22 protein-coding genes and 2 pseudogenes are annotated in these 23,960 nt (G+C 68.1%); 4 read left to right on the top strand and 20 right to left on the bottom strand.

The features are described from left to right. Positions 1-8: 8 nt before the first annotated feature. Genes AB0G47_RS35350 through AB0G47_RS35340 form a run of 3 tightly spaced genes read right to left on the bottom strand, consistent with a single transcriptional unit; the run spans position 9 to position 4,902 of the window. A complete protein-coding gene (locus tag AB0G47_RS35350) occupies positions 9-1,724 on the bottom strand; it encodes an ABC transporter ATP-binding protein (protein ID WP_360778369.1) in 1,716 nt (571 codons plus the stop codon). Then, positions 1,721-3,508, bottom strand: coding sequence for an ABC transporter ATP-binding protein (locus AB0G47_RS35345; RefSeq protein ID WP_360778367.1), 1,788 nt, complete (start codon positions 3,506-3,508; stop codon positions 1,721-1,723). Before AB0G47_RS35345 ends, AB0G47_RS35350 begins: the two co-directional genes overlap by 4 nt. Continuing rightward, the gene (locus AB0G47_RS35340) at positions 3,505-4,902 is read right to left on the bottom strand and encodes an MFS transporter (protein ID WP_360778365.1); all 1,398 of its coding nucleotides are present in this window, start codon (positions 4,900-4,902) and stop codon (positions 3,505-3,507) included. The genes AB0G47_RS35345 and AB0G47_RS35340 overlap by 4 nt, the downstream gene beginning before the upstream one ends. 249 nt (positions 4,903-5,151) lie before the next feature. Here AB0G47_RS35340 and AB0G47_RS35335 point away from each other — a divergent pair, with 249 nt between their 5' ends. Beyond that, complete coding sequence (locus AB0G47_RS35335) at positions 5,152-5,850, top strand: helix-turn-helix domain-containing protein (RefSeq protein WP_360778362.1); 699 nt, start codon at positions 5,152-5,154, stop codon at positions 5,848-5,850. Here the strand turns inward: AB0G47_RS35335 and AB0G47_RS35330 are convergent. Beyond that, positions 5,781-6,602, bottom strand: coding sequence for a winged helix-turn-helix domain-containing protein (locus tag AB0G47_RS35330; RefSeq protein WP_360778359.1), 822 nt, complete (start codon positions 6,600-6,602; stop codon positions 5,781-5,783). The genes AB0G47_RS35335 and AB0G47_RS35330 overlap by 70 nt on opposite strands. 118 nt (positions 6,603-6,720) lie before the next feature. Here AB0G47_RS35330 and AB0G47_RS35325 point away from each other — a divergent pair, with 118 nt between their 5' ends. Beyond that, positions 6,721-7,338 (top strand): flavin reductase family protein, encoded by a 618-nt coding sequence (locus AB0G47_RS35325; RefSeq protein WP_360778410.1) that lies wholly within the window; start codon positions 6,721-6,723, stop codon positions 7,336-7,338. A gap of 57 nt (positions 7,339-7,395) precedes the next feature. On the opposite strand, the gene AB0G47_RS35320 is transcribed toward AB0G47_RS35325, so the two are convergent. From AB0G47_RS35320 to AB0G47_RS35295, 6 genes are all read right to left on the bottom strand, one after another. Continuing rightward, the gene (locus AB0G47_RS35320) at positions 7,396-8,241 is read right to left on the bottom strand and encodes a pectate lyase (protein ID WP_360778356.1); all 846 of its coding nucleotides are present in this window, start codon (positions 8,239-8,241) and stop codon (positions 7,396-7,398) included. Between the two features lie 118 nt (positions 8,242-8,359). Continuing rightward, positions 8,360-9,232, bottom strand: coding sequence for a hypothetical protein (locus AB0G47_RS35315; RefSeq protein ID WP_360778353.1), 873 nt, complete (start codon positions 9,230-9,232; stop codon positions 8,360-8,362). Then, a complete protein-coding gene (locus tag AB0G47_RS35310) occupies positions 9,232-9,765 on the bottom strand; it encodes a SigE family RNA polymerase sigma factor (protein WP_360778350.1) in 534 nt (177 codons plus the stop codon). The genes AB0G47_RS35315 and AB0G47_RS35310 overlap by 1 nt, the downstream gene beginning before the upstream one ends. Positions 9,766-10,092: 327 nt before the next feature. Next, the gene (locus AB0G47_RS35305) at positions 10,093-10,680 is read right to left on the bottom strand and encodes a DUF4145 domain-containing protein (protein ID WP_360778347.1); all 588 of its coding nucleotides are present in this window, start codon (positions 10,678-10,680) and stop codon (positions 10,093-10,095) included. A gap of 413 nt (positions 10,681-11,093) precedes the next feature. Beyond that, a complete protein-coding gene (locus AB0G47_RS35300; RefSeq protein WP_360778344.1) occupies positions 11,094-11,576 on the bottom strand; it encodes a hypothetical protein in 483 nt (160 codons plus the stop codon). A gap of 10 nt (positions 11,577-11,586) precedes the next feature. Next, complete coding sequence (locus AB0G47_RS35295; RefSeq protein ID WP_360778342.1) at positions 11,587-13,980, bottom strand: hypothetical protein; 2,394 nt, start codon at positions 13,978-13,980, stop codon at positions 11,587-11,589. A gap of 153 nt (positions 13,981-14,133) precedes the next feature. On the opposite strand from AB0G47_RS35295, the gene AB0G47_RS35290 reads away from it, so the two are divergent. Next, a complete protein-coding gene (locus AB0G47_RS35290) occupies positions 14,134-14,559 on the top strand; it encodes a hypothetical protein (protein WP_360778339.1) in 426 nt (141 codons plus the stop codon). A 6-nt stretch (positions 14,560-14,565) separates the two neighbouring features. Here AB0G47_RS35290 and AB0G47_RS35285 read toward each other — a convergent pair whose 3' ends face one another. Beyond that, the gene (locus AB0G47_RS35285) at positions 14,566-15,147 is read right to left on the bottom strand and encodes a hypothetical protein (RefSeq protein WP_360778335.1); all 582 of its coding nucleotides are present in this window, start codon (positions 15,145-15,147) and stop codon (positions 14,566-14,568) included. A 199-nt stretch (positions 15,148-15,346) separates the two neighbouring features. After that, positions 15,347-15,544, bottom strand: coding sequence for a hypothetical protein (locus AB0G47_RS35280; RefSeq protein WP_360778332.1), 198 nt, complete (start codon positions 15,542-15,544; stop codon positions 15,347-15,349). A gap of 185 nt (positions 15,545-15,729) precedes the next feature. Between AB0G47_RS35280 and AB0G47_RS35275 the strand changes: the two genes are divergently transcribed. Further along, entirely contained in the window at positions 15,730-17,070 is a 1,341-nt protein-coding gene (locus tag AB0G47_RS35275) for a tetratricopeptide repeat protein (protein WP_360778329.1), read from the top strand. A gap of 317 nt (positions 17,071-17,387) precedes the next feature. Here AB0G47_RS35275 and AB0G47_RS35270 read toward each other — a convergent pair. The 8 genes and pseudogenes from AB0G47_RS35270 to AB0G47_RS35235 all read right to left on the bottom strand — a co-directional run. After that, positions 17,388-17,600: pseudogene (locus tag AB0G47_RS35270) on the bottom strand (transposase family protein); the annotation flags it as partial. 37 nt (positions 17,601-17,637) lie between these two features. Next, positions 17,638-18,189: pseudogene (locus tag AB0G47_RS35265) on the bottom strand (cell wall anchor protein); the annotation flags it as partial. A gap of 81 nt (positions 18,190-18,270) precedes the next feature. After that, the gene (locus AB0G47_RS35260; RefSeq protein WP_360778327.1) at positions 18,271-19,284 is read right to left on the bottom strand and encodes a LacI family DNA-binding transcriptional regulator; all 1,014 of its coding nucleotides are present in this window, start codon (positions 19,282-19,284) and stop codon (positions 18,271-18,273) included. 288 nt (positions 19,285-19,572) lie between these two features. Next, on the bottom strand, positions 19,573-20,607 hold the full coding sequence (locus tag AB0G47_RS35255; RefSeq protein WP_360778324.1) for an amidohydrolase family protein: 1,035 nt from the start codon (positions 20,605-20,607) through the stop codon (positions 19,573-19,575). After that, complete coding sequence (locus AB0G47_RS35250; RefSeq protein ID WP_360778321.1) at positions 20,604-21,359, bottom strand: ABC transporter permease; 756 nt, start codon at positions 21,357-21,359, stop codon at positions 20,604-20,606. The genes AB0G47_RS35255 and AB0G47_RS35250 overlap by 4 nt, the downstream gene beginning before the upstream one ends. Continuing rightward, positions 21,356-22,150, bottom strand: coding sequence for an ABC transporter ATP-binding protein (locus AB0G47_RS35245; protein WP_360778318.1), 795 nt, complete (start codon positions 22,148-22,150; stop codon positions 21,356-21,358). Before AB0G47_RS35245 ends, AB0G47_RS35250 begins: the two co-directional genes overlap by 4 nt. Continuing rightward, entirely contained in the window at positions 22,147-22,968 is an 822-nt protein-coding gene (locus AB0G47_RS35240) for an ABC transporter permease (protein WP_360778315.1), read from the bottom strand. Before AB0G47_RS35240 ends, AB0G47_RS35245 begins: the two co-directional genes overlap by 4 nt. Continuing rightward, entirely contained in the window at positions 22,965-23,954 is a 990-nt protein-coding gene (locus tag AB0G47_RS35235) for an ABC transporter substrate-binding protein (protein ID WP_360778312.1), read from the bottom strand. Before AB0G47_RS35235 ends, AB0G47_RS35240 begins: the two co-directional genes overlap by 4 nt. Positions 23,955-23,960 lie beyond the last annotated feature (6 nt).

The raw sequence follows: 23,960 nt of genomic DNA, 5'->3' as shown, positions 1-23,960 counted from the left end.
CGCCCGGCTCATTCCATCGCCGCCGGCGCCAGGGAGATGTTCCAGAAGTCGGCGTAGCGGCCGCCGCCGCGCAGCAGTTCGTCGTGGCTGCCCTCCTCCACGATGCGGCCGCCGTCCAGGAAGACGACGCGGTCGGCGCGTTCGACGGTCCGCATCCGGTGCGCCACCATCACGACCGTGCGGCCCGCCATCAGCCGCTCGATGCCCTCATGGACGGCGGCCTCGTTGACCGGGTCCAGTGCGGAGGTCACTTCGTCGAGGAGCACGATGGGCGCGTTCTTCAGGAGTGCTCGTGCGATCGAGACTCGTTGGCGTTCACCGCCCGAGAGCAGTGCGCCGCCCTCGCCGACGTTCGTCGCCCAGCCACCGGGCAGGCGCTCGATCACCTCGTCGAGGCGCGCGGCGGTGGCGGCGGCACGGACCTCGGACGCGTCGGCGTCGGGGCGGCCCAGGCGTACGTTCTCCTCGATCGTGCCGTCGAAGAGATAGACGTCCTGGAAGACGAAGGCGATCTGCGCCATCAGCACCTCCGTGTCGATGGCGCGCACGTCCACGCCTCCCACCCGCACCGCGCCCGCGTCCACGTCGTAGAAGCGCGCGAGCAGGTGCAGCAAGGTGCTCTTGCCCGCGCCCGAGGGGCCGACGACGGCCAGCCGCTGCCCCTGGGGCACGGACAGGGACGCGCCGTCGAACACGGTGCGCTCACCGTGCCGGAAGCTGACGGTCACGAGCTCCAGGCTGTGGCCCGCCGGTTGAACCGGATCGACGGGCTCCGGCAGCGGCTCGGTTCCGAAGACCGTGTCGAGTTTCACCAGCACGGAACGCGCGCCGCGGAGTTTGCCGCCGATGTCCGTCAGGGAGAGGAGCGGATCCGCGCAGCGGGCGGCGAGGACCAGGATCGTCAGGATCTCCGGCACGCCGGTGGCCCCGTCGAGCGCGAGGTAGGCGGCAAGGACCAGCATGCCGGTGAACATCGCCTGCACCGTGAGGGTCAGGCCCACCGCGCCGGGCAGCGCCGCGAGCGTGGAGCGGCGGGATGCGCGCTCGACGTCCCGCAGCGAGTCGTCGAGCAGCCGGAAGCGTTCCGTGGTGCGGCCGCCTGCCCGCAGCACCGGCTGGACCTGAAGGTATTCGATGACCCGCCCGGTGGCCTCGTCGTCGCGTTCGGCGCGCTCCGCGTCGCCCGCGGCCGTCGAGCGTCCCGTCCAGAGTTGGATCGCCGCCACGATCGGTACGGCGGCCAACGCGGCAAGCCCCATCTGCCAGTTGAAGGCAAGCATCACGACGACGATCGTCAGCGGGGTCACGCTTGCGGAGATGAACGGTGCGAGCAGATGCGCGATCACGGCCATCGCCTGCAGGACGCCGCGACTTGCCAGGACCGACACCTCCCCGAGACGGCCCGCGCCGTACCAGCCGATGGGCAGCCGGGCCAGATGGTCGCCGAGCCGGTGGTACATGCCGCGCAGCAGCGTGGTCCCGACGTGGAAGCCGGAGAGATCGCTGAGGTAGCGCAGTGCGCCGTAGAGGGCGATCGCGACCCCGAACGCGGTCAGCCAGGGCCAGGCGTCGTCGGGCGTGCCGCCGAACAGGGCCCGCAGCACGGGGACCAGGAGTGCGTACGACAGGCCCTCGGCGACGGCGGTCGCGGTCATCAGGGCAACGGTGCGTCGGACCGGCCGGGCGTACTCGCGTCCCAGGACGCGCAGAAGCATGCGGATCATCGGGGTTCGTCTCCTTGCGGTACGCCGGCGAGGGCTTCGGTCCCGTCGGCGACGGCCGATCGGCGGGTCTGCCAGAAGTCGGCGAACTGCCCGCCGTGCGCCAGTAGTTCGGCGGGCCTGCCGCGCTCGACGATTTCACCGTCGGCCAGCAGCACGACGGTGTCGGCGTCCCTGATGGTCTCCAGGCGGTGGGCGATGACCAGGATGGTCCGCTCGCCCTCAAGCGCCGCCAGGGCCTGGCGCACCGCGCGTTCGGTCTGCGGGTCGGCGAAGGCGGTCGCTTCGTCGAGCACGAGGACGGGCGTGTCGGCGAGCAGGGCGCGTGCGAGCGAGATCCGCTGTGCCTCGCCGCCCGAAAGGCCGGCGTCCTCGCCGATCACCGACTCGTATCCGCGGGGCAGTTCGAGAATCCGGTCGTGGATGTTGGCGAGGCGGGCGGCGCGCACCACGTCGTCGCGGTCGGCGTGCGGTACGGCAAGGGCGATGTTGTCGGCGACCGAGGCGCGCAGCAGGCGTACGTCCTGGAAGACGAAGGAGACCGTCCGGTAGAGCTCCCGGCTGCCGAGCTCGCGCAGATCGGCGCCGCCGATGACGACCGCGCCGTGGGTCGGGTCGAAGAACCGCGGAAGGAGCTGGACCAGCGTGGACTTCCCGCTGCCCGAGGGACCGACGACCGCGGTGACCGTGCCGGGTTCAAGGACCAGGTCGATCCCGCGCAGCACCTCGCGGTCGGGTTCGTAGCCGAACCGGACGTCACGCAGCTCCACGCGGTGTCCCCGCGGTGCGACCGGCCGCGCGGGCTCCGGCAGCGAAGGCACCGCGAGCACGTCCCGGATCCGGCCGACCGCGCGGCGGGCGGCCTGCAACTCGTCGAAGCCGTGGCCGAGGGCCGCCACCGGGGCGGTCAGGCCGAGGCCGAGGAGCAGGAAGGGCAGCAGGTCGGCCGGGGCCAGTTCACCGCCGGTGATCAGCGCCGTGCCGCCGATGAGCACGACGAGCAGGACGAACGGCGGCGAGAGCACCAGCTGCATCCCCGCGGCGATCCGGGAGATGCCGTGCACCCAGCGGTGGAACGTACCGACGAAATCGTCCGTGGCGGTGCGGAACGTGCGGTGGGCGCGCCGGGATCCGCCGAACGCCTTGACCACCGAGATGCCCCGCACGAACTCGACGACGGAGCTGGAGATCCGCCCCATGGCCGCGTCGAACTCCTCCTGCTCGCGCAGCCGCCTCGGCGTCATCATCAGGGGAACCAGCGCCACGGCGAGCACCACCGGTATCAGCGTGATCAGGGTGAGCCGCCAGTCGACGGTGAACAGGTAGATCAGCGACACCAGCGGCACCACGAACGCGGAGACGAGTTCGCCGGGGGTGTGGGCGATGAACGGGTGCACGGCACTGACGTCCTCCCCCACCACCTTGGCGAGCTCGCCGGTGCGGCGCCGCGAGAACCAGCCGATCGGTACGCGTCCGAGGCGCGCGGCCAGTTGGCGGCGGAACGTCAGTTGCACCTGGCCGTCGACGACATGCCCGATGCCCGAGGACGCGGCCGTGAAGAGGAGCCGGACGAACAGTCCGGCCGCACCCGCGACGACGACGGTCCAGACATGACCACGGTCGACCGGCCCTTGCGACAACAGGGTGCGCCCCAGCTCGACGACCGCGAGGAGCGGCGCAAGGCCCGCGACGGCGCCGATGACCTGGAGGATCACCACGGCGGCGAAACTCCGGGCGTGCGGGCGAAGCAGCCCCGCCAGGTTCTGTCCCTCTCCGATGGTGCTCATCGTCCTCCTGTCTTGGTCAGGCGGTCGTCGGTCTCCGCGACGCGTGCCGGTGCGACGGGGCGAGGCAGGACGGCCAGGGCCACGAGCGCCGCGGCGGCCAGGAGCACGGCGCCGAGGGTGAGGCCGAGCGCGTATCCGTCGTTGAGCGTCTCGGGTGTGGTGGTCGCGCCGGTGCGGTCGTGCGCCGCGGCGCCGAGGGCGGCAAGTCCGAGCGAAGCGCCGATCTGGCGTGCGCTGTTGAGCAGCCCCGACGCGGTTCCGGCCTCGTGGGGCGCGACACCGGCCGTGGCGAGGGAGACGGCCGGTCCGAGGCAGAGCCCGAAGCCGACGCCGGCGACGATCGAGGGCCCCAGGACATCGGTGAGGAAGGCGCCGTCAGGGCTGATCAGGCCGAACCAGGCGAGCCCGGTCGCGGTCAGCAGGCCGCCGCAGGCCAGCAGGGTGCGGGGAGCGAGACGGTAGCCGACTTTCACGGCGAGCACGGATCCGGCGATCACTCCGAGTGCCAGCGGCAGGAACATGACGCCGGTCGACGCCGGGCCCTTGCCCAGGACTTGCTGGACGTAGAGGGACACGAAGTAGAAGGACGAGGCCATGGCCGCGCCGATCAGCAGGGTGCAGGCGTTCGCGCCGGCGACCGAGCGGTTGGCGAACAGGCCGAGACGGACGAGCGGTTCGCGGGTGGTGGTCCGCTCGACGTGGAGGAACGCGGCGAGGAGCGCGGCGGCGGCCGCCAGCGTGGTCAGGGTGACCGACGAGGTCCACGCGTACCGATCGGTGCGGACGACGCCGAACACAAGCAGCGTCATGCCCGCCGTGACCAGGACGCCGCCGAGCACGTCCGGACGCCCTCCGCGCGCGGCCGGCTCTCCCGCGGCGACGCCCCGCCAGGCCACGGCCAGCGCGCCCGCGGCCATCGGTACGTTCACGAACATCACCCAGCGCCAGTCGGCGTACTCGGTGAGCAGGCCGCCGATCAGGACACCGAGGGCGGCTCCGGCGGCGTTCATCGCACTCCATACCCCGAAGGCCCGGATGCGGGCCCGGCCCGCGGGGAACGTCGAGGTCAGCAGCGCCAGTGCGGCCGGTGCCAGCGCGGCGGCCCCGATGCCCTGCGCGGCCCGGGCGGCGACGAGCTGGCCGGGCTCCTGGGCGAAGCCCCCGGCGAGCGAGGCGAGGCCGAAGAGGCCTAGCCCGAGCAGCAGGACCCGCTTGTTGCCGTAGCGGTCGGCGGCCTTGCCGCCCAGCAGGAGCAGCCCGCCGAAGGTGAGGGCGTAGGCGTGGATCACCCAGGTCAGGCCCGTCGCGCTGAAGCCGAGTCCTGCGGCGATCTGCGGGAGTCCCAGGTTCACGACCGACAGGTCGAGGGACACCATGAACTGCACGACGGCCACCGCGGCGAGCGTAAGGCCTGGTCCGGCACCTGAACTCCCTGTTGTTCTCGCTCTGTTCGTCATCACGGACCCCGTTTCTCGGCACTGCTGTCGACACTGTTCCAAGACTTTCCGAACGCGTTCCGAAAGTAACATCGAGGGTGCCCTCTGTCGACCTCGAAAGGGTTCGCAAGGGTTCGCAAGGGCTCGCAAGGGGTGGAACCCGCACCGGCCGCGCGACGGAAGGCGGCGGGACGGCATGATGGGGCCATGCCCGCATCGCCCGCATCACCGCGTTCTCCCGCACCACAGGGCCGCACCGGCCGCCCGCCCGTGACGTCCCGTGCGCAGATCCTGACGGCGGCCCGGGAGCTGATCGACCGGGACGGCTGGGAGAAGCTGACCATCCGCCGGCTCGCCGCCGAGCTGGGCATCGGGGCGACGACCCTGTACCACCACATCCAGAGCAAGGACGATCTGCTGCTCCTGCTGCTCAATCACCACGTCGCCCGGATCGAGCGCCCCCAACTGCCCGGCGCCCCACGGGAGCGCATCGTCGTGGCCGCCACCGCGCTGCACGACGCGCTCGCCGCCTGGCCATGGGCCGCGGAAGTCCTGTCGGCCGACGGTTTCGTCGGCCTGCTCGACGAATCGGCGATGTGGATGGTCGAAGCCATCGTGGCCGGAGCCGAGGACCACGGATGCACACCCGAGCAGAGCGTCGACGTCTTCCGCAGCCTCTGGTACTACACCGTCGGCGAGGTGCTCGTCCGCGCCCACTCAGCCCGCCGGCATGCCGCAGGCCATCCCTTCGCCTACCGCGACGACCTGGACCCGTCCCAGGTGCCCCGCCTGGCCGCCATCGGCGTGCGATGGGCCGCGCTGGCCGCACGGGACATCTACCCCCAGGGGCTCCGCGCGTTCGTTGCCGGGCTGCTCGCGGAGGTCACGTCGGCGACTTCCCCCTGAGCAAGGGTGTCGGGGCTGATGCCCAGCTGTTCCCGCAGCACGTCGTGTCCCCTGTCCGTCACGGTGACGACGCGGGTGGTGCCCCTGCGGGCGAGCCAGCCGTCGTCGAGTGCGCGCTGGAAGAAGGCCGCACCCACCGCCCCCGCCAGATGATGGCGCCGCTCCGTCCAGTCCAGGCAGGTGCGCACATGGGCGCGCCGGGAGCCGCGGGGCCGGTGGTCGTCCACGCCGATGTCGCGCAGCCACGCCTTGCCCGACTCACTCAGTGAAGGACCGTAGTCCCAGGTCAGCAGTGACCGTTCGGTCATCGCGTCGGTGATCGCGACAGCCACGGTGCCCGCCAGGTGGTCGTAGCAGGAGCGGGCGTAGGACAGGGCACGGCGGCGGTGCGCGTCGGACAGCGAGCGCACCGGTACCGGCCGCAGCGGGGCGTGCGAGGCCAGGCTCTCGATCATCTCCGCGGTGGACGATCCCGCGAGGCGCACATACCGGTGCCGCCCCTGCCGCTCCTCGGCCAACAGCCCGCCCGCGACGAGCTGATGCAGGTGCCCGGTCGCCGTCGACGGCGCGACCCCGGCGTGCCGCGCCAGCTCGGTGACCGTCCAGGCGCGGCCGTCGAGCAGGGCCAGGCACATCGAAGCGCGGGTGCGATCGGCAAGGAGACCGGCCAGCGATGCGAGGTCGGGGGCGACGACGCCGTCCGCCGACAGGCTCTGGGGGCGGTGCTGAGGCTGGGGTACGGGCTGGCTCATGGCAGCCATTGTCGCGGGACGACACTTCGGCGCCCACCGAGGTGTCGGCGCCCTAGCGTTCTGCGGCATGAACAGCACCACGACTCAGGAACCGGCCGCGCCCGCCGAGCCCACAGCCATGACGGCCGCAGGCGACCACCTCTCCATATCCCCGAGCATCCTCTACTTCGGCACCCCCGTGGCCCTGCTGACCACCGAGAACCCGGACGGCACGGCGAACCTCGCGCCGATCTCCTCGGCCTGGGCGCTCGGCCACACCGTCGTCCTCGGCCTGGGCGCGGAGGGACACACCGCCGCCAATCTCGCGGACCGCCCGGAGCTGGTCATCAACCTCCCCTCCCCTGACCTCTGGGCGGCGGTGGAGCGCCTCGCCCCGCTCACCGGCGCGGACCCGGTACCGGCCGCCAAGCGCGGGGTCTACCGCCACGAGCCGGACAAGTTCGCCGCCGCCGGACTGCACCCGCGGGCCTCGGAGGCGGTCGGGCCGCCGCGCGTCGCCGAGTGCCCGCTGCAGTTGGAGGCCAGGGTGCGGGGCATCGCACCCGCGGGACCCGACGCCGGCTTCCGGATCGTGGAGTGCGAGGTCGTCCGCGTACACGCCGCCCCGTCCATCGTGGTCCCCGGCACCCAGCACATCGACCCCGCGGCCTGGAGTCCCCTGATCTACAACTTCCGGCACTACTTCGGCCTCGGGGGTGCGGAACTCGGCCACGGCTTCCGTTCGCAGACGGCGTGACGCCCGTCGGGCCACCAGTGACCGTCGTCCGGTCGCTGGTGGCCCGAGTCCAACCGGCTACTGGTAGCTGATGTCCGACGCGCTGTACTTGCAGTACGTCCCGTCAGGCCCGCTGCCCGTCTCCTCGGGCTCGTCGCCCGAGTCGTTTCCGGTGTAGCGGATGCACGGCTCGATCTTCTTGTCGTCGTCGCCGTGGATGCGGATCCGGCTCAGGGTTGCCGTGTCGCCGTAGTTGGTGTTGATGCCGACCAGGGACTTGCCGGGCGCGGTCACGTCCACGTCGTCGATGGTGATCGTGCGCTTGTGCTGGGTCGAGCAGTTGCCGCAGGAGCGCACCAGCTTGCCGAAGTCCGCGACCTGGAATCCGGTGATGTTCAGAGTGCCAGCGCCGTTGAACTGGAGGACCTTGTCGTCGGCCTGCTTCGCGCCGCCGCCGGTCACCGTGTACGTCGAGCTCGCCGATGTGCCCTTGAACGTCGCCGCGTCCTCGCCGACGTCCTCCCACCACACGTTCTCGATGGTGCAGCTGCCCGAGCAGTGCACGCCGTCGGCGGCCGGCTTGCCGAGCACGACGTTCTTCAGGACCGCGCCGTCCTTCAGCTTGAAGATCGGGTCCTGGCCCTCCTCCTGTCCGTCGCCGCCGAGGTCTCCGCTGCCGTAGAAGCGCTGGAGCTCACCGTCGAAGGTGCTGGACACCTCGATGGTCTCGGTGACGGGTTTGTCGCCGGTGGGGGTCGGCCAGTCGGCGGCGGCGGCGGTGGCCGCGCCCGCCGGGGAGAGCATCACATTGGCGCCGACGGCGGCGCCGGTCAGCAGGACCGCGCCGCTCGCCGCGCCCACGACGCGGCGGCGGGTGAGGCGGCGCTTGCGGCTCTTGCGCAGTTCGGCTCGTTGCGTGGTCATGGGGACCGTTCTTTCACTGGGGGGATGACCTTGCGTCTGGTGGTCTCCGCCCGGCTGAAGAAGGTTGCCGCTGTGCGGGAATTTCCTGCCGAGGCCTACGAGGTGCGGGCGAAGCCTCCTACGACGTGCGGGCGAAGTCGCCGCGCACCGCCGCCTGCTGACTCGACGCGGTCGCCTCCGCGGCGTAGCTGTCGTCGCCCGCGTCCCTGCCACCCTCGGCGTGGTCGTACTGGCCCGCGAACACATGCTCTCCCGCCGGCACGGTCCGGCCCGCCTTCAGCGTCCAGCTGTAGACGAGGTCGCCGCCCGTCTCGCGTACCGAGACGGAGAAGTCATCGGCGGGCAGGGAGCACCAGTTGCCCGTGTCGGCGACGCCGCCGGTCTGTGCGACGCGCAGTTCGACGGAGAGCGCGGTGAGGGGTTTCTCCGTCTTGAAGGTGAGGGTGCTCCGCGCCCAGACGTCGTTGCTCTGCGGGTCGATGGAGCCGTCGCTCCACAGGTAGCCGTCCTCGACACCCTTGGCGTCGGGGGCCAACGGCTGTGTGGCGGCGGGGGGTTCAGTCTTCTTGGGCGACTGGTCCGTGTTTCCCCAGCCCTCCTCCCCGTCCGGCGCGTTCTTCGTGGGCTTGTCCGACGGGCGCGTGGGCTCGGCGGGCGAGTCCGGTTCGGCCGTGGCGTCGTCCGGCGTCGATACGGAGGGCCGCGGGTCGGCCGGGGTGTCGGGGGCGGCGGGTGTGCCGACGGTGCGGGACGGCTCATCGCCGTCGACCACGGACGCGACGGCGTAACCGCCGAGCGCGAGGACTCCGGCCACGGCGGCCGTCGCGCCCGCGATGCGCAGCCAGGGAGCGGGCCGCGGCGGCCTGCCGCGGGACGAGGCACCCGGGGCGGCGTCGCGTTCCATGCCGCGCTCGACCCGGGCGAGCATCCGCTCCCGGTCGGGGCGATGCTCGGCCGCGGCATCGCGCAGCTGTTTGCGTACGTCGTCCATCACTGCCTCCCTCCCACGAGTTGCGCCGCGGCACGGTCGCCCAGGAGCCGTTGCAGCTCCGCCATTCCCTTGGACGTCTGGCTCTTCACCGTACCGACCGATATGCCGAGGGTGAGGGCGGTGTCCTTCTCCGAATGGTCGAAGGCGTGCCGCAGGACCACACAGGCCCGCTTGCGGAACGGCAGCGTACGCAGCGCCTCCTGGACGTCAACGACCGCCGGTACGTCGGGGTCGTCCACGTCCTCCGAGCGCCTCCCCCAGAAGAGAGCCACTCTGCGGCGCTCCCGGACGGCGCTGCGGATGCGGCTGCGCGCCATATTGGCGACGACACCGCGGGCGTACGCGGCCGGGTGGTCGGCGGCCCGCACCCGGTCCCAGCGGTGCCAGAGCGCGACCAGGGCGTCCGCCGCCAGATCGTCCGCGGCGTCCTTCTCGCCGGTCAACAGGTGGGCGAGACGGGCGAGTTCGGCGTAGTGCCGCTCGAAGAAGTCATGGAACTCCGCGGCGGCTGCGTCGTCGACGGCTGTCCCCACGGGTGACCTCTCTCTGTCCTTGCGCGGCTCCGCACACGCACTGGTGGCCCCCGTGCCGACGAAGTGCGGTGCGCGAGCATAGCAACGGCTGTGCGAGTCATCGAACAGCGTCCGGAATCCCAGTCAGATCTGAGCCAGGCGAGATCCGCACGAGCGGCAACGGCGAGACGCGCTCTACTTCGCGTACAGCAGCGCCCCGAAGCCCAGTTGGTCGAACCCGCAACTGTTGGGGCCCCTGCATCTGGCACGGTTGTGGCACGCGACCTCTGCACCACTGAGCGGCTGCGATGGTCCGTGGAGCCTTGCCGTGAGCGCTGCGTCAGGAGCTCAGGTGCTGGGCTGTCCTTCTGACGCGGTGGTGTTCACCGACGCAGGGCCTGCCTGGGACCGTTCCAGGCGCCGCTGACGGGCACGGGCCACGCGAGCCGGGGACTGAAATAGGTCGTTCAGCACCTCATCCATGAGTGTCAAGATTTCTTCGGCCGCCTCGTGATCAACGGGGGTGAGATCGCCATGGGCTACCTCATTGCCGCCGAAGCGCACCTCGTGTGCTGCTTCCTTGATGTGCCCGCGTAGCAGCCCTAGTTGGTGGAGCTCATCGATCTTCGCGATCAGGCTCCCTCTGGTGACACCCCTTTCCTTCGCGGACGCCTCGACCACTGCACGGGCAAGTGCCACCGCAGCTCGGTCAGCCATGATGGTCAGACAGTCGTGTGCCTCAACCGCGAGCGACTCGATCGCTGCGGGGACATCTGGGAACGTTCTGTTGGACTTCGCCGGGGGAAGCCATCGTGGCTGCTGGGCCTGAGGATGGTCCCAGAGATCAGAAGGTGCGTCGTCCCAATCATTCGTAGGCTTGAAGTCGGTCCACCCGTGGGCGAGGACCAGCCGGCGGCAGTTGGCGACCGGTGTCATGTGAGCCAGCCGTCCGCACCATCCGCATGTCGTGCTCGCCATAGCCGGAGACTGGTGCGCAACGCCCCGATGGGCATGAGATTTGTGACCGTTGTGCTCGCGGACCAGAGCAAGCAGCAGGGCAGGCCCGTGTTGGCGCTCATCATGGAACCGTGATTCCCCGTGGTTCCCTGCTCGATCCGGTGCGGCTGTGGTGCGGGTCTCCGGTGCTCGGCCCCAACCTTCTGATCCGTAGGTTGGGGCGGTGCCGTGCGAGAGGGCTCCGCCGCTCTTCATAGCGGTCGCTGGGAGACGTGATCGACCGCCCTCGTGTGCTGTCGTTGCCGTCAGCGTTGCCGTCAGCACGGACACTGACCTCGTTCGTTCTCCATAACTAGGAAAACGGCGGAGCAGGAAATCTATCGGATCAAGGTTCACTGCACAACTGAATCCGAAATATGCTCAACCACTCTTCGGATATCGCGCCTATAGTCCTCACGCAACAGACGAATAATTGATTCCCGTTCCGGGCCATCTTCGCTCAGGGCCCTGGCAAGCGCCAATCGCACACCAGGATCACTGTCAGCAGCTAGCCGCTCTCCAAGACCGGGCCACCTCCGAGGATTGCGCGACCAAGCGACTGCCGCAAAACACCGAGGCCACGGGTTAGGGTGGACTGCCAACATTCCAATGTCCACAATCAATTCACCATCGGGCAAACTGCGGAACATCAAGGCCAGCGCCCGGCATGCAGAATTGCTCGCCGCCGGTAGAAGCGTCAGAGCGAACTCTTGGAGAGCCTTGTACTGATTTTGCGTGTGCGCCACTTTCCCGGCAGCGCGCGCAGCAATGGAATCAAGGGGAAATTCGCCAACCGTTACCTTGAAACGGCTAAACGGATCATTTCCGTAACTCATCGAAGCAACACTAGCCGACGGATTTACGAGAAAAGTCGAGCAATGCATCAAACATTGCAGTTTTCGAGTCGTCAGAGAGGGTAGGCCCAACAGTCACTATTGCCTCAATTGCACTAGCGCGATTGGATTCAATGTCACTGACTTCCAGGGCTCGGGCAAGCATCGCGTCGGCAAAAGCCTGCCTGTCAGACTCCTCCAATGCGGTAATCAGAATTGCCGCATCTTCCAGTCCGACTTCAAAGTTCATGACACCTGGTCGAATATTTAGCGGCTGAGTGTACTGCTCTAGCTTTTCCAGCGCGAGGTCGATTACGGGAGTAACGTCGCACTGCGCCAGAATTAGCGAAATCGCGGCATACACATTCTTATCAGACGCTGCCTGACTCAGTCGAGACCACACGAGATCCGGATTCTTCTGCAGGGCCTCTTCGCCCTCAAAAAGTGCTTGCTGACCGACTTCATTTCCGATCAAAATTGCGTCACAGAGCATCCCAAGCGCGCGATCCTGCAGGCTCTCGTGATGATCCAAAATTTTCGCAAGCGCCTTGATTAGCGGCTCATCGGTACGTCGATGCGTTCCTGGCTCCCGGCAAAAGAATCTGGAAGCGAGGTCAAGAAACTTCTCTGCCGCCCCTACTGTCGCTTCATCCGCGTTAGCTGCGAAGCACTTGAATGCTGACATCCAAGTGCTTGTCTGCGAATACGACTCAGCAGTGCTGGCCAGCTCTCGGCATGCGCTCCCAGCCCAAACCCGGGCAATCTCTCGAGGAAGAGATTTTCCAGCAATGGCACCGAAGTCATACGCGGCGATTCGTTCCCAGAACGGGGATTTTTCTGCGAGCGGGCTTAGGTTTAGTGGCTCGTCAGGCCACGCCTTAGCCAACTTCTTGAGTTTCTTTCCACGTCCACTGAAAATGTAGTGCGGCAACGCATCCTGCCACTTTTCAGTCGCTACAAACAGATCTCCGAAGCGCTCGTGCGCTGTAACCTCTGCCGCCAGGCTGGCGGAAACAACGGTGTGCCTGAGTTGTTGATGGAGACTTTGCAGGGCGTCCGGCCACTTGTGGTCAAGCATATGAGATGCGGCTCGCTCGGCGAGTGGATAAGGCTCGGGTAGTACTGATCCATTTCCAGCGGCCCTGAGGGCCTGAGCCAAGCGATGCAGATCATCGAGATCGCCATCTCTTATCCAATACAGCACACGGGTTGCGCGAAGTGCGTAAAGCCAGTCAGCCGCAGAATCATTTAGTCGGGCCGTTACAGCACCGTCGATAGCGTCCAGCCATCGTTCAATTGACTCGCCAGGCTTACCGGTAAGAGCGAGATATCTGGCATGGCGAGCTGCGATCCATGCCGTCACAGAAGGAGAATAGCTCAGGCGGGAATCTCTTACTAGGTCGGACCAATCGTCGTTAGCCTCGGCCAGGCACATAGAAATACGCGCCTTCGTCGTGAGCCCTGTTTCATCGCTCGTAGTAGCGCTTGCCAATGCCGACAATGCGTCTATGCGGGAGCTAATCAGTTCTGGACGACGCCACGCGATCGCCTCTTCTGCGAAAACGACCGCGAGGTGAAGGACACCTTGATCCGATGGCTGCATTTGATCGAACGCTGCAGCCAAATCATCGATAGATACTTGCCGCTCATAACCGAATGCTGCAGCATACGATAGCCCGTTGATCGCTCTGAGAACGTCCCCAGAAAGGCTCGATGCATATCCCTCAGCCATCCTGAGTTGCTGACCGATGGCAAATGGGTCTCCTGCGAAATAGTATCGCCACCCAAGGTCTACACGCATCCTTGCGGACTCTGCGTAGTTTTCACCTTTTTCCAGAGCCACACATTGGCGACTACGAATTATAGAGGCATGGTGAACAAACTGAGAAAGCTCCAGGGTGCTGGCGACTTCACCAAATAGTACAGCCGCTTCGAACGGGCTCTCAGCTAGGCGGTCCTCAGCCTGTTGTAGTCGCTCAGCCTGCCCAAGAGAAGCAACTGGCCCTCTCAGTACAGAATCTGACGTGATCGGCGTCTCTCGATATAGTTTGCGCTCAATCGCTGCAAGTTCTGCACCCGCAACCTGCCGTTCGCTCTGCTGCGATTGTTGCTCTTTCCATCCCAGCAGCTCTGCCGTTGTATACACGGACGCATGCTGATCTACAGGGGGATGGTGCTCACCGCAGAGGAGAAGCAGATTCTCGAATTCGTTGATCTTTGATTTATCGTACGCCGAGTCATATCGCGGCCCATTCGATTTCTCGGATCGAATATGGGCGATCTGCGCCGTCGTGGTGTACAGCTCACGATCTTTAAAGATCAACTTGGTGGTGCACTCCGGATATGCGCAATGGGTTGCTGTCCCAAAGAGCAACTTGATCGTCTGATCCCGGTATGTGCGCGGCACACACTCAGCCTAACTGGGAAGGACGATTCGCACAGTCCGATCTACAGAAGCGAAGCTGGAACCTGTGAGCACCGTCCGATGCAGGGCAAGACCGTCCCGGGCTGGGCTTGAGGCTGCTGTCATCGGCGCAGGCTCCGGAGCGTCCATTCGTACGTGACCAAGCGCTACTCTCTGCGCATGGTCGAGGCTTTCGTTTCCGGTGACGGCCATCGGGCGTGCGGCATCTGCCCTTCACGCCGCTTCCTGCTCGGTGAGTTCGACGTGGCCGAACGCCCCTCGCGTGACTGTCCGTTCGATCCTCACGACGGCCACCGGTACACCCTGCAAGGTGTGCCCGTCTGCGTTCACCCAGAAAAGGTGGGGCTCCCGCCCGCGCCGTACAAGACGGACGGGGTGGCTCTGCTGGCGGACGTCGCGTTGCCCGATGACGTCGCCGAACTCGATGGGTACCTGCGTGAGTTGGTGCACGGCGCAGCACCGGGCGCGCTGGAGCTGCTGATCGATCTGGCAGACCGTGAGATCCGGCGGACCTTCCCGGACGTCGACGCGACCCTGGCACTGCGCCGTGCCTTCAACTAGCCCCCGCTAGCTGGCCGTGGGGAATCCGGGGGCGAAACGGCGGCCGCCATCAAGGATGCCGAGCGGCTCGTACTTGGCCGCAACGATGGCCTTGCGCCTGGCGGTCTCGTCCTTGTCGAACCAGTAGCGCTCGTTCATCGGCCCCCACGCCGAGCGGTACACCTGGTGGGTGTAGTCGCCGTGGTCCCACTCGCCGATGGCTTCGCGATCCGTGGCGTGCACGAACTTGATCCCGGTGCGGGCCTGGATGCGGCAGAGCACGGTGAACTGAGCGGCGAGTGCGTGGACCATCTCGTCCACGGGGACTGAGACGGGGATCTCGGCTGCCTCCTCGCCGTCCGTCATCTCGTAGATGGCCGACTTGATGGCCATGGCGCGCATGGCCTCGGGGAACAGGGGCTCGGTGTCCTTCGTGACGTCGAACCCGTCCACCAGGGCGTAGCCCATGAAGCACTGCCAGTCTTCGTCGTACTTGGCGCACGCCGTGCGCAAGCGGTCGAACTCCCGATCACCCTCGACGATCGCGAGGATCTCGCGGGCTCGTCGCGCCACGACCTCCGGGGCGGGTCGTACTAGCGTTGCGGACACTGCTGCACTCTCCTTCATTGGTTGGTGCATCGGCGGGACCCGTCCGGCTGCCAACCGCCGTCACGCAACGGCAGTCGGACGGGAGTTCATGGGGTGGTCGGGCTGGTGGCAGTCACGCCGAGTACGAACCCGATCGATGCCGAGATGGCGATGATCAGTAGTGGTCCGGCGTAGCTCGTCACGCGTGCGGCTAACCGGCTCACGGCTGCTCGGCCGAACTGCGGTCGTCGGCCTCACCGGCGTTGGCGCCGTGCCCGTCGCTGGCGCCCTCTTCGGCCTGGGCGGCTCGGTGCTGGGGGCACTGGCACGGCGGGTATTTCATGGATCCAGGGGACAGCTCGTACGCATCCAAGTTGTCGACCTTCAGCACGCCATCGGTGCCCTGTTCCTCGGTCATCCGGGCAAGTTCTGCCCGCGCGTCGCTTCTCATGACTCAGCCCCTCGGGGGATGTCTGTGGCGAGCGGTTCGCCGATCTTTCGTGTGCTCTACGCAACCGCGCGACCACGCACGGCGGTACCGTTGCAGCACCCTCAGGACTTGAATGCCTTGAAAGCGCGCAAGAGCGTGGGGAGTTGAGAGTCATGGCGCAGCGCGAACCGAACGCAGGGCTCGGCCACCTGCTCGCCGAGAGCCGTTGGACGTACCACCAGTTCGCACGGGCCGTGAACCGCATAGGTACGGAAACCGGCACGCCCCTGCGCTACGACGAATCGGCCGTGAGCCACTGGCTTGGCGGCACCGTTCCGCGCGATGCCGTGCGGGGCTGCATCCTCGAAGCCTTCTCCCGGCGGCTCGGCCGTCCGGTCACGCATGCTGAAGCGGGCCTGCCCGTTCCCCTCGATCACTCCCCTGCGTCCACGGATACCGTGGAAGGGCTGATCGACCTGGGGAGGCAAGATATGGACCCGTCCCGCCGCAGAGTTCTCGGTGCGGGCCTGTTCTCGGTCGCCTTGACGATCCCCGGATGGACCGACGTCATCGGACGCGCTGAGGCCGTGCAGTCCGGCCGCACATCGCGCATCGGCATGAACGAAGTAGACATGGTCATAGCGATGACCGAGCGGGTGTCAGAGCTGGATGACCAGTTCGGCGGACGTCACGCGCGCCCCATGGCGGCCTCCTTCATGGTCAACACGGTCGCCTCGTACCTGCGGGCCGATGCGCCTGAGGATGTCCGGCAAGCGATGCAGTCCGCGGCCTCGGATCTGCTGTATCTGACGGGCTACATGGCCGTGGATGAAGGGCTCCACGGGCTCGCTCAGCGCTACTACGTGAAGGCCTTGGAGCTGGCCGGGGCTGCTGAGGATCACCTCACGTACTGCACGACCTTGCGGGGCATGAGCGTGCAAGCGGTCGACCTGCACCACGGGCCCAAAGCCATGGAGCTGGCGGATGCTGCTGCCGCAGCATCACCGAAAGCCGGGCCTCGGATGCGGGCCTTCCTCGCCGGACAGCAAGCGCACACGGCTGCCCAAACCGGCGACCGTACGAGCGCGCTGCGATATATCCGAGAGGCAGAGGCGGCCATGGACCGCGCCGAATCACGGGGCAAAGCCTTCGGCTCGTATGACCCTTCCTCGCTCAACTACCACGCCAGCCAAGTGCGCTACGAACTCGGCGACAGGACAGGGGCAGTTGAGGCCATGCGCCATGCAGATGATCTCCGCCCAAGCGTCTACCGCCGTACGCGGGTCCATCGACGCGGCTTGCTCGCTGAACGCCAGTTGGAGATAGGGCACTTGGAAGCTGCCTGCACCACCTGGCACCAAGCGCTCGATGACTACCCCATGGTCCAGTCAGGGCGGGCCGACGACCGCGTGAAAGCCATGTTCGGCCTCATCCGCCCGCATCTGCGGAACGCGTCGGCCCGTGATCTGTACGACCGCGCCCGGACGATCGCGCCTCCGGCATTGGTCAGTTGATCTGTCGTTCTCAACCCGATGAATGGCACGCTGACCCACGCGGCCGGCACCCACGGCTTTGGCCGGTGTCCTGCCCGGTTTGGGGTCGGGCATGGTCAGGGGGCCGTACGCTTCCGGGCAACTCGAGCAGGCTTTGTCCCTGCCCGGAATATGAACGAGTGGCCCCCTGGCCTTGCCCGACGCGGGCCCCGATCCGGGGAGGTGGCTAAAGTCGTGAGGGCCTGCCGCCCCCAGCCACAGGGGAACAACAGGACGCTGAGGCTTAGGCCCGCTGTTGCTTGCAAGGAAACTCGGCGTACGGGCGGCTCGCCGACCGGACGGGACCGGCGGAAGATGTGCCAGGACTTCAGACGGGCCACGCCCCGCTCCACCGGTGCCCGTGCCACCGAGAGTGCGCGGTTGACCGTTTGCTGGGTCGGCGGCAACCCGCGGCCGGGTGGGCGTCTGACGGGTGTCGTCACCCACGGCCCTGCCCCCAGGTAGGCGTGGTCGGCGAGCACCGGGATGCCCTGGCGTTCGCAGATCCGTACTTGCCCCGCTGCCACCCTCCATCGCTCTCTTCGATGTCGAGCCATAGCGGCCCATGCCCATCACGGTGTGGCCCTGGTCGCGGCCCGACTCCTGCCACTGGGCGAGGCCTTCGCCGTCGTACACGAAGGGGACGGCCTTCTTGATGGAGCCGTTGCCCGCGCCGTTCTTGAAGTACTCGACGGCCTGGTCGTACTTGGCCTTGTCGTCGCAGAGGAAGCAGCATCGTCTTGAACCGGTCGAGATCGAACCCGGCGTAGCCACGCATGAGTTCGGCCGTGTTGGCGAACTGGTAGCCGTAGATCGCGGCGGCGGGGAATCGGTCGGGGTTGCCCGCCATCTGGGTGAGCGCGGCCGACCAGGCGTTGAGGACGTCGCGCGCGGTGCCGCCGTGGGCGGCCGAGCCGCCGATCCGCCACCGCAGGGCGTTCTGCGCTGGCGGTCAGTTTCTGCCGGCCGTCCGGGGCGCAGCGCCCGCGCGACCTTCACCTTGGCGCGATTGAGGTCACCCGCGTTGTGCAGCATGCCGGGGTGGGCGAAGGACGCGGGGGCGCCGTCCGCGACGACGAGGCCGCCGGAGAGTTGAAGCATGCCGCGCCGACTTGCCGGTGTCTGTTGTCCTGACCCATGGGGGCTCCTTGAGACGTACGGGAGGGGTGGGCTCTGCTCGCCTCAGCCCTTCGCCGGGCCCGGGCCCGAGCTCTCGCGCACCATCAACTCCGGGGTAAACAAGGAGACTTCATCGACGCCCTGGCCCCGCAGTTTGGCGACGACACGCTCCACCGCCTCGCGTCCCATCTCCTGCGCGGGGATACCGACGGAGGTGAGGCGCACCGAGGCCTGGGTGGCGACCTGGTCGGGGCAGACGGCGATGACGGAGACGTCTTCGGGGATGGCGCAGCCCTGCCGGCGCAGGAGGCCAAGGAGGGGTTCCACCGCCGACTCGTTCTGCACGACGAAGCCCGTGGTGCCGGGGCGTTCGTCGAAGATCCTGGCGAGGGTCGCGGCCAGTGCGTCGTACGTCCCCTCGCAGGGTCGGTGCAGCACCCGCACGCCGAGCTGCCGGGCCCGCGTACGCAGCCCGTCCAGGGTCCGCTCGGCGAAGCCGGTGTGCCGCTCGTACACCGCGGGCGCCTCGCCGATCACGGCGATCTCCCGGTGTCCGAGCCCGGAGAGGTGCTCCACGCACTGCGCGCCGGTCTCCACGAAGTCGAGGTCGACGCAGGTCAGGCCCGTTGGATCGGCGGGCACGCCGATGAGCACGGCGGGCCGGTCGGCCTCGCGGATCAGCGGAAGGCGCTCGTCGTGCAGCTCCACGTCCATCAGGATCATCGCGTCGGCGAGCGCGCTGCCCTCGATGCGGCGGACCGCCTCGGGGCCCTCCTCACCGGTCAGGAGCAGCACGTCGTACCCGTGGGTGCGCGCGGTGGTGGCGACGGCGACGGCGATCTCCATCACCACCGGTACGTACATGTCGGTGCGCAGCGGCACCATCAGCGCGATGATGTTGGTCCTGCTGCTGGCCAGGGCGCGGGCGCCGGCGTTCGGGTGGTAGCCGAGCTCGCGGATGGACTGCTGGACGCGGTCCTTGGTGGAGGCGGATATGGACCGCTTGCCGCTGAGGACGTAGCTCACCGTGCTGGCCGAGACTCCGGCATGCTGGGCGACCTCGGCGAGGTTGACCATTCGGCTCTCCTGGGCAGTCGTGAGGGCGGGCGCGATGGCGAAGCGCTTCGATGGGCAGGCGCGTCGACCCTAGAAGTGCGTCCTTCAGCTGTCCATAGTTGCATCGAATCGCTTCGACTGCCTTGCACCACATGGGAGTTGAGGACTACTCAGGTCAGCCTGAGCACGTTCCATGCGCGGACGGTCTCGGCGGCCAGGCGCCCGTACTCCTCGGCGGGGCCGACGGAGTCCTCCCACATGTACCCCGAGACGATGTGTCGTCACGCCCCTTTCGTCAGACCCCCTTCGTCACGCCCCTTCGTCACGCAGCCGCATCAGACGCCGGATGTTGCGGTGGTAGATCTGGTCGCGTGCGGCGTCCGTGAGGTCAAGCGCGTCGATGACGCGGATCGTCTCGCGGATGTACAGGGGTCCCCCCTCAGGGTCGAAGGGGCAGTCGGTGCCGAACAGGACGTGCTCGGCACCGAAGAAGTCCAGGCCGCAGCGGGTGCCGATGACGGAGCCCGACAACGCCGTGTCGGCGTAGAAGCGACGGAAGTAGTCCAGCGGCCGCTTCGGCAACCGCTCGCGGCGCAGCCGTTCGTACTCCTCGCCGGCCGTGCGGCTGCCGAGCTGATCGCTCCAGCCCAGGCCGATCCTGCCTTCCAGGTAGGGGATCATCGCTCCCAGATGGTGGGTGATGATCTTGATGTCCGGGTGCCGCTCGAGGAGGCCGGAGAAGACGAGCCGGGCCATGGCGACGCTGGTCTCGTAGGGCCAGCCGAGCGCCCACCAGATCTCGTACGCGGAGGTGTCCTCGGTGGCGTAGTCGGCGAAGGCGGCGCCGCGGGTCGGGTGCATCCAGACCGGCAGGTCACGCGCCGCCATCTCGGCGAACACGGCCCGGAAGGCCGGGTCGTCCAGCGGCCTGCCATTGACGTTGGTGAACACCTGCACGCCACGCGCGCCCAAGTCGTCTATGGCGAAGGCGAGTTCGGCGAGTGCGGCATCCGGATCGTTCATCGGCAGGGCGGCCACGAACGCCGGGAATCTGTCGGGGTGGCGCTCGCACAGCTCGTGCAGCGATGTGTTGGCCAGCCTTGCCAGAGCCGGGGACTGAGACGGTCCCGCGAGCAGTTCGATCGGCGGCGACGACAGGGTGAGCACCTGCTGGTAGCCGTCGCCGAACTCGTCCATCATCCGCAGTCGCGCGTCGAGATCGTGCAGCGCGGACAGGTCGAGCCACCGCTTGAGGGCGCCCGTGTCGACGGCGAGCTCGCGCATGCGCGCGAAGTACGGCGCGGGCAGGATGTGGCTGTATGCATCCAGCTTGCGGGCGGTCATCGCAATCCCCTCGACGTCTTCGGAACCCAACGGGTGACCCTGCGGTCGACGGCCTGGACCAGTGCGGTGGCCGTGAGCGCGACCGCGATCACGACCAGGAGCACGGCGAGGACGCCCGCGCTGTCGAAGCGCCCGCCCGCCTCGGTGACGACGTGCCCCAGGCCGACGACGGCGATGAACATCTCGCCGTTGATCATCCCGGTGACGGCGCGGCCGACACCGAGCCGCACCCCGGCCAGGATCATGGGAGCGGCCGCCGGCAGCACGACGCGCAGCAGCAGCTGCCCCTCGCCCGCGCCGTAGGAGCGCGCCATCTCCACCAGGTGCGCGGGGGCGGACTGCACGGCCGACGCCGTGTTCACGATGATGACGAACATCGCGTACATGACCACCACCGCGACGATCGAGGCGCGGCCCGCGCCAAGCAGGGCGAAGAAGACCGGCGCGAAGACCAGCGACGGGGCCGTGAGCAGCGCGTACACATACACGCCGAGCGCGGCCTCGACCTTTCGTGAGCGGCCCATGGCCATGCCGGTGCCGAGCCCCGCGACGAGGGAAACGGCGAACCCCAGGGCCAGGTTGACCAGGCTGTCGCGCAGGCTGGCGTAGATCAGTCCGTCCGCCGCAAGCTCACGCAGCCGGGCAAGGACCGTGCTCAGCGGCGGGAAGAACGACGCACCCGCAAGGCGCCCGGTCAACTCCCAGGCGGCGGCGCCGACGGCGAGGCTGATCGGTGCGGCCGGCGCCTTCACCGGACCGCCTTCGACGGCCGGTGCTCCGTGTGCATCTCGCGGAGCCGGTCCCAGAGGTACGCCGTGATCTCGGTGTACCTGCCGGACCGTTCCAGGGAGCCGACGTCGCCGGAGCGCGGCCGGGGCAGGTCCACGGGCACGACGTCCGCTATCCGCCCGGGCCTGGCGCTCATCAGGACGACGCGGTCGCCGAGGAGCACGGCCTCCGCCATGCTGTGGGTGATGAACACGACGGTCAGCCGGTGTTCCTCCCAGAGCGACAGGAGCTCCTCCTGCAACAGGCGCCGGGTCTGCTCGTCCACCGCTCCGAACGGCTCGTCCATGAGCAGGACTTGGGGTTCCACCGCCAAGGCCCGTGCGATGCCCACGCGTTGCTGCATGCCGCCGGACAACTCGCCGGGCAGCTTGCTCTCGAAGCCCGCGAGTCCCACCGTCCCGATCAACGAGCGGGCGCGTTCCTCGCGTTCTGCCCGGCCGACACCGCGCATCCGCAGACCGAAGGCGACGTTGTCGAGGACGGTCGCCCACGGCAGCAGCGCGAAGTTCTGGAAGACCACGCTGCGGTCGGGGCCGGGGCCACGCACCGGTGCGCCGTCGATGAGGATGTCGCCGGTGTCCCAGGGGGTAAGCCCTGCGACGGCCTTCAGCAGGGTGGTCTTGCCGCAGCCGCTGGGGCCGAGCACGGTCAGGAACTCGTTGGCGGCCACGTCCAGGTCGACGCCCCGCAGTGCCTGGACGGTGGTGCCGTCCTGTCCGACGAAGCTCTTGCCAAGGCCTTGGATCGTGATCATCGAGCGCCTCCTGCCGTCTGTGTCCGTGCCCATCGGGTCAGCTTGCGTTCGCCCCACCGGGCGAGGGAGATGAGGAGCAGCGCCTCCGCCAGGATGATCACGACGGTGCCGTAGAGCTGCGGCGCCTTGAGCAGGCCGCGGTACCTCAGGATCAGCCCGCCCAACCCGTCGGAGACCATGAGCAGTTCGACGATGACCATGCCGGTGACCGCGCGGCCGATGCCGAGCCGGGCGCCGGTCATGATCGCGGGGAGGGCACCCGGCAGCAGGATCCGGGCCCAGATCTGCCTCTCTCCGGCGCCGAAGGAGCGGGCCATCTCGATCAGCGAGGGGTCCACCTGCCGTACGCCGGTCCGGCAGTTCACGACCACCATCACGACCGAGAAGACCGTGACCAGAAGGACCCGCGAGGCCAGACCCACGCCCACCGACATCACGAGCAGCGGAATGATCGCGGCCATCGGCGTGACGAGGAGGATGTTGAGATAGACGTCCGTGTACCGCTCGAGCAGCCGGAACCGGCCGAGGAGGATGCCCGCCGGGACACCGACGACGAGGGCGAGGCCGAAGCCAAGGACGAGCGCCTGGTTGCTGACGTACAGGGCACGCCACAGCTCCGCGTCGGCGAGAAGCCCGGCCGTGGCCCGGACCGTCTCGGCGAAGCCCGGAAGCAGCAGGCCGCCCCGCTCGCGGGCGTAGAGCTCCCAGGCCGCGGCGAAGAGCGCGAACGTGAGGAGCTGGTAGGGCCAGTTGGCGTCCAGGATCCGCCGGCGTGCCGCCACGGCTGCCGTCGCGACGCCTCCCTGATGAACCGTCATGACGCCCCCTCGATGAAGCTGAGGTCGGCCGCGTCCCGCGTGGTCATCCCCCGTTCGATCACGCCGGCGCGGGCGAAGAAGTCGATGGTGTCCTGGACGTTGCGCCGCGTCAGGGCCGCCGCGTCGAAGAGCTTCGCGTCGCGGTAGCGCCGTGCGGTCGTGGCCACGTCCTCCTGGTCCTCCTCCGGCAGGTACTTCTTCACCAGGGCCACCAGGTGCCGCGGATCGGCGTTGATCCTGCCGTGCTCCCGCACCAGCGCGGTGACGAACTCCTGGGCCACCTCGCGGTGTCGGGTCAGGAACGCGGCGTTCGCGTACACGGTCTGCGGATGCAGGTCCGGCAGGCTCTCGGCGAAGTCGACGACCTTGGTGAGCCCGGCGGCGCCCGACGACTCCAGGGCGACCGCGTCGGAGATCTCCAGCGGCGTCGCGTCGATCTCCCCCGAGGCGAGGGCCTGTGCGCGCACGTCCGAGCCGCCGATCGTGAGGTAGTCGGGGCGCTTGCCCGCACCGCACTCGGCGGCCACCCAGTCCTTGGCGATGGCGGTCGCCACCGCGCCCTCGCTGAAGATCCCGAACGGGCGTCCGTTCAGGTCGTCGCAGGACGAGACGGCGGACCTGCCGTACAGCGCCCACTGGTTGCCGACGACATCGGCGATGATCTTGATGGGGGCGTTCTGTTCGATGGCGCTCAGCGCCGGGCCCGTCGCCTCGGCGGAGATCGCGTAGTCGCCCTTGGACAGCCCCTCGACGGCCAGTTCCGGTTCTGCCAGTTCCACGACATCGACCTCGTGGCCCTGGTCGCGCAGGGTGTCGACGGCCGCAAGGAGCGGCACGGTCGTGAGGTCCGGTTCGATGAGCGCCACGGTGAACGAGAGCTTCCCGTCCGCGCGGATGTGGGTGCCCGGGCCGCCGCAGGCGGTCGCGGTGACGACGGACAGGAGCGCGACAGCGGCGAGCCGTTTCGCGCGAGTCCAGACGTGCATGATCTC

This window comes from Streptomyces sp. NPDC021622 (genome assembly GCF_040640795.1).
Classification (GTDB): Bacteria; Actinomycetota; Actinomycetes; order Streptomycetales; family Streptomycetaceae; genus Streptomyces.
Note: the sequence above shows the minus strand (reverse complement) of the source record. Positions and strands in the feature narration are given on the sequence as shown.

Excerpts from the sequence above, each read along its gene's own strand:
- AB0G47_RS35350 (WP_360778369.1), bottom strand. The coding sequence starts at position 1,724 with ATGATCCGCATGCTTCTGCGCGTCCTGGGACGCGAGTACGCCCGGCCG.
- AB0G47_RS35345 (WP_360778367.1), bottom strand. The coding sequence starts at position 3,508 with ATGAGCACCATCGGAGAGGGACAGAACCTGGCGGGGCTGCTTCGCCCG.
- AB0G47_RS35335 (WP_360778362.1), top strand. The coding sequence starts at position 5,152 with ATGCCCGCATCGCCCGCATCACCGCGTTCTCCCGCACCACAGGGCCGC.
- AB0G47_RS35330 (WP_360778359.1), bottom strand. The coding sequence starts at position 6,602 with ATGAGCCAGCCCGTACCCCAGCCTCAGCACCGCCCCCAGAGCCTGTCG.
- AB0G47_RS35325 (WP_360778410.1), top strand. The coding sequence starts at position 6,721 with ATGACGGCCGCAGGCGACCACCTCTCCATATCCCCGAGCATCCTCTAC.
- AB0G47_RS35320 (WP_360778356.1), bottom strand. The coding sequence starts at position 8,241 with ATGACCACGCAACGAGCCGAACTGCGCAAGAGCCGCAAGCGCCGCCTC.
- AB0G47_RS35315 (WP_360778353.1), bottom strand. The coding sequence starts at position 9,232 with ATGGACGACGTACGCAAACAGCTGCGCGATGCCGCGGCCGAGCATCGC.
- AB0G47_RS35305 (WP_360778347.1), bottom strand. The coding sequence starts at position 10,680 with ATGACACCGGTCGCCAACTGCCGCCGGCTGGTCCTCGCCCACGGGTGG.
- AB0G47_RS35300 (WP_360778344.1), bottom strand. The coding sequence starts at position 11,576 with ATGAGTTACGGAAATGATCCGTTTAGCCGTTTCAAGGTAACGGTTGGC.
- AB0G47_RS35280 (WP_360778332.1), bottom strand. The coding sequence starts at position 15,544 with ATGACCGAGGAACAGGGCACCGATGGCGTGCTGAAGGTCGACAACTTG.
- AB0G47_RS35275 (WP_360778329.1), top strand. The coding sequence starts at position 15,730 with ATGGCGCAGCGCGAACCGAACGCAGGGCTCGGCCACCTGCTCGCCGAG.
- AB0G47_RS35260 (WP_360778327.1), bottom strand. The coding sequence starts at position 19,284 with ATGGTCAACCTCGCCGAGGTCGCCCAGCATGCCGGAGTCTCGGCCAGC.
- AB0G47_RS35255 (WP_360778324.1), bottom strand. The coding sequence starts at position 20,607 with ATGACCGCCCGCAAGCTGGATGCATACAGCCACATCCTGCCCGCGCCG.
- AB0G47_RS35245 (WP_360778318.1), bottom strand. The coding sequence starts at position 22,150 with ATGATCACGATCCAAGGCCTTGGCAAGAGCTTCGTCGGACAGGACGGC.
- AB0G47_RS35240 (WP_360778315.1), bottom strand. The coding sequence starts at position 22,968 with ATGACGGTTCATCAGGGAGGCGTCGCGACGGCAGCCGTGGCGGCACGC.
- AB0G47_RS35235 (WP_360778312.1), bottom strand. The coding sequence starts at position 23,954 with ATGCACGTCTGGACTCGCGCGAAACGGCTCGCCGCTGTCGCGCTCCTG.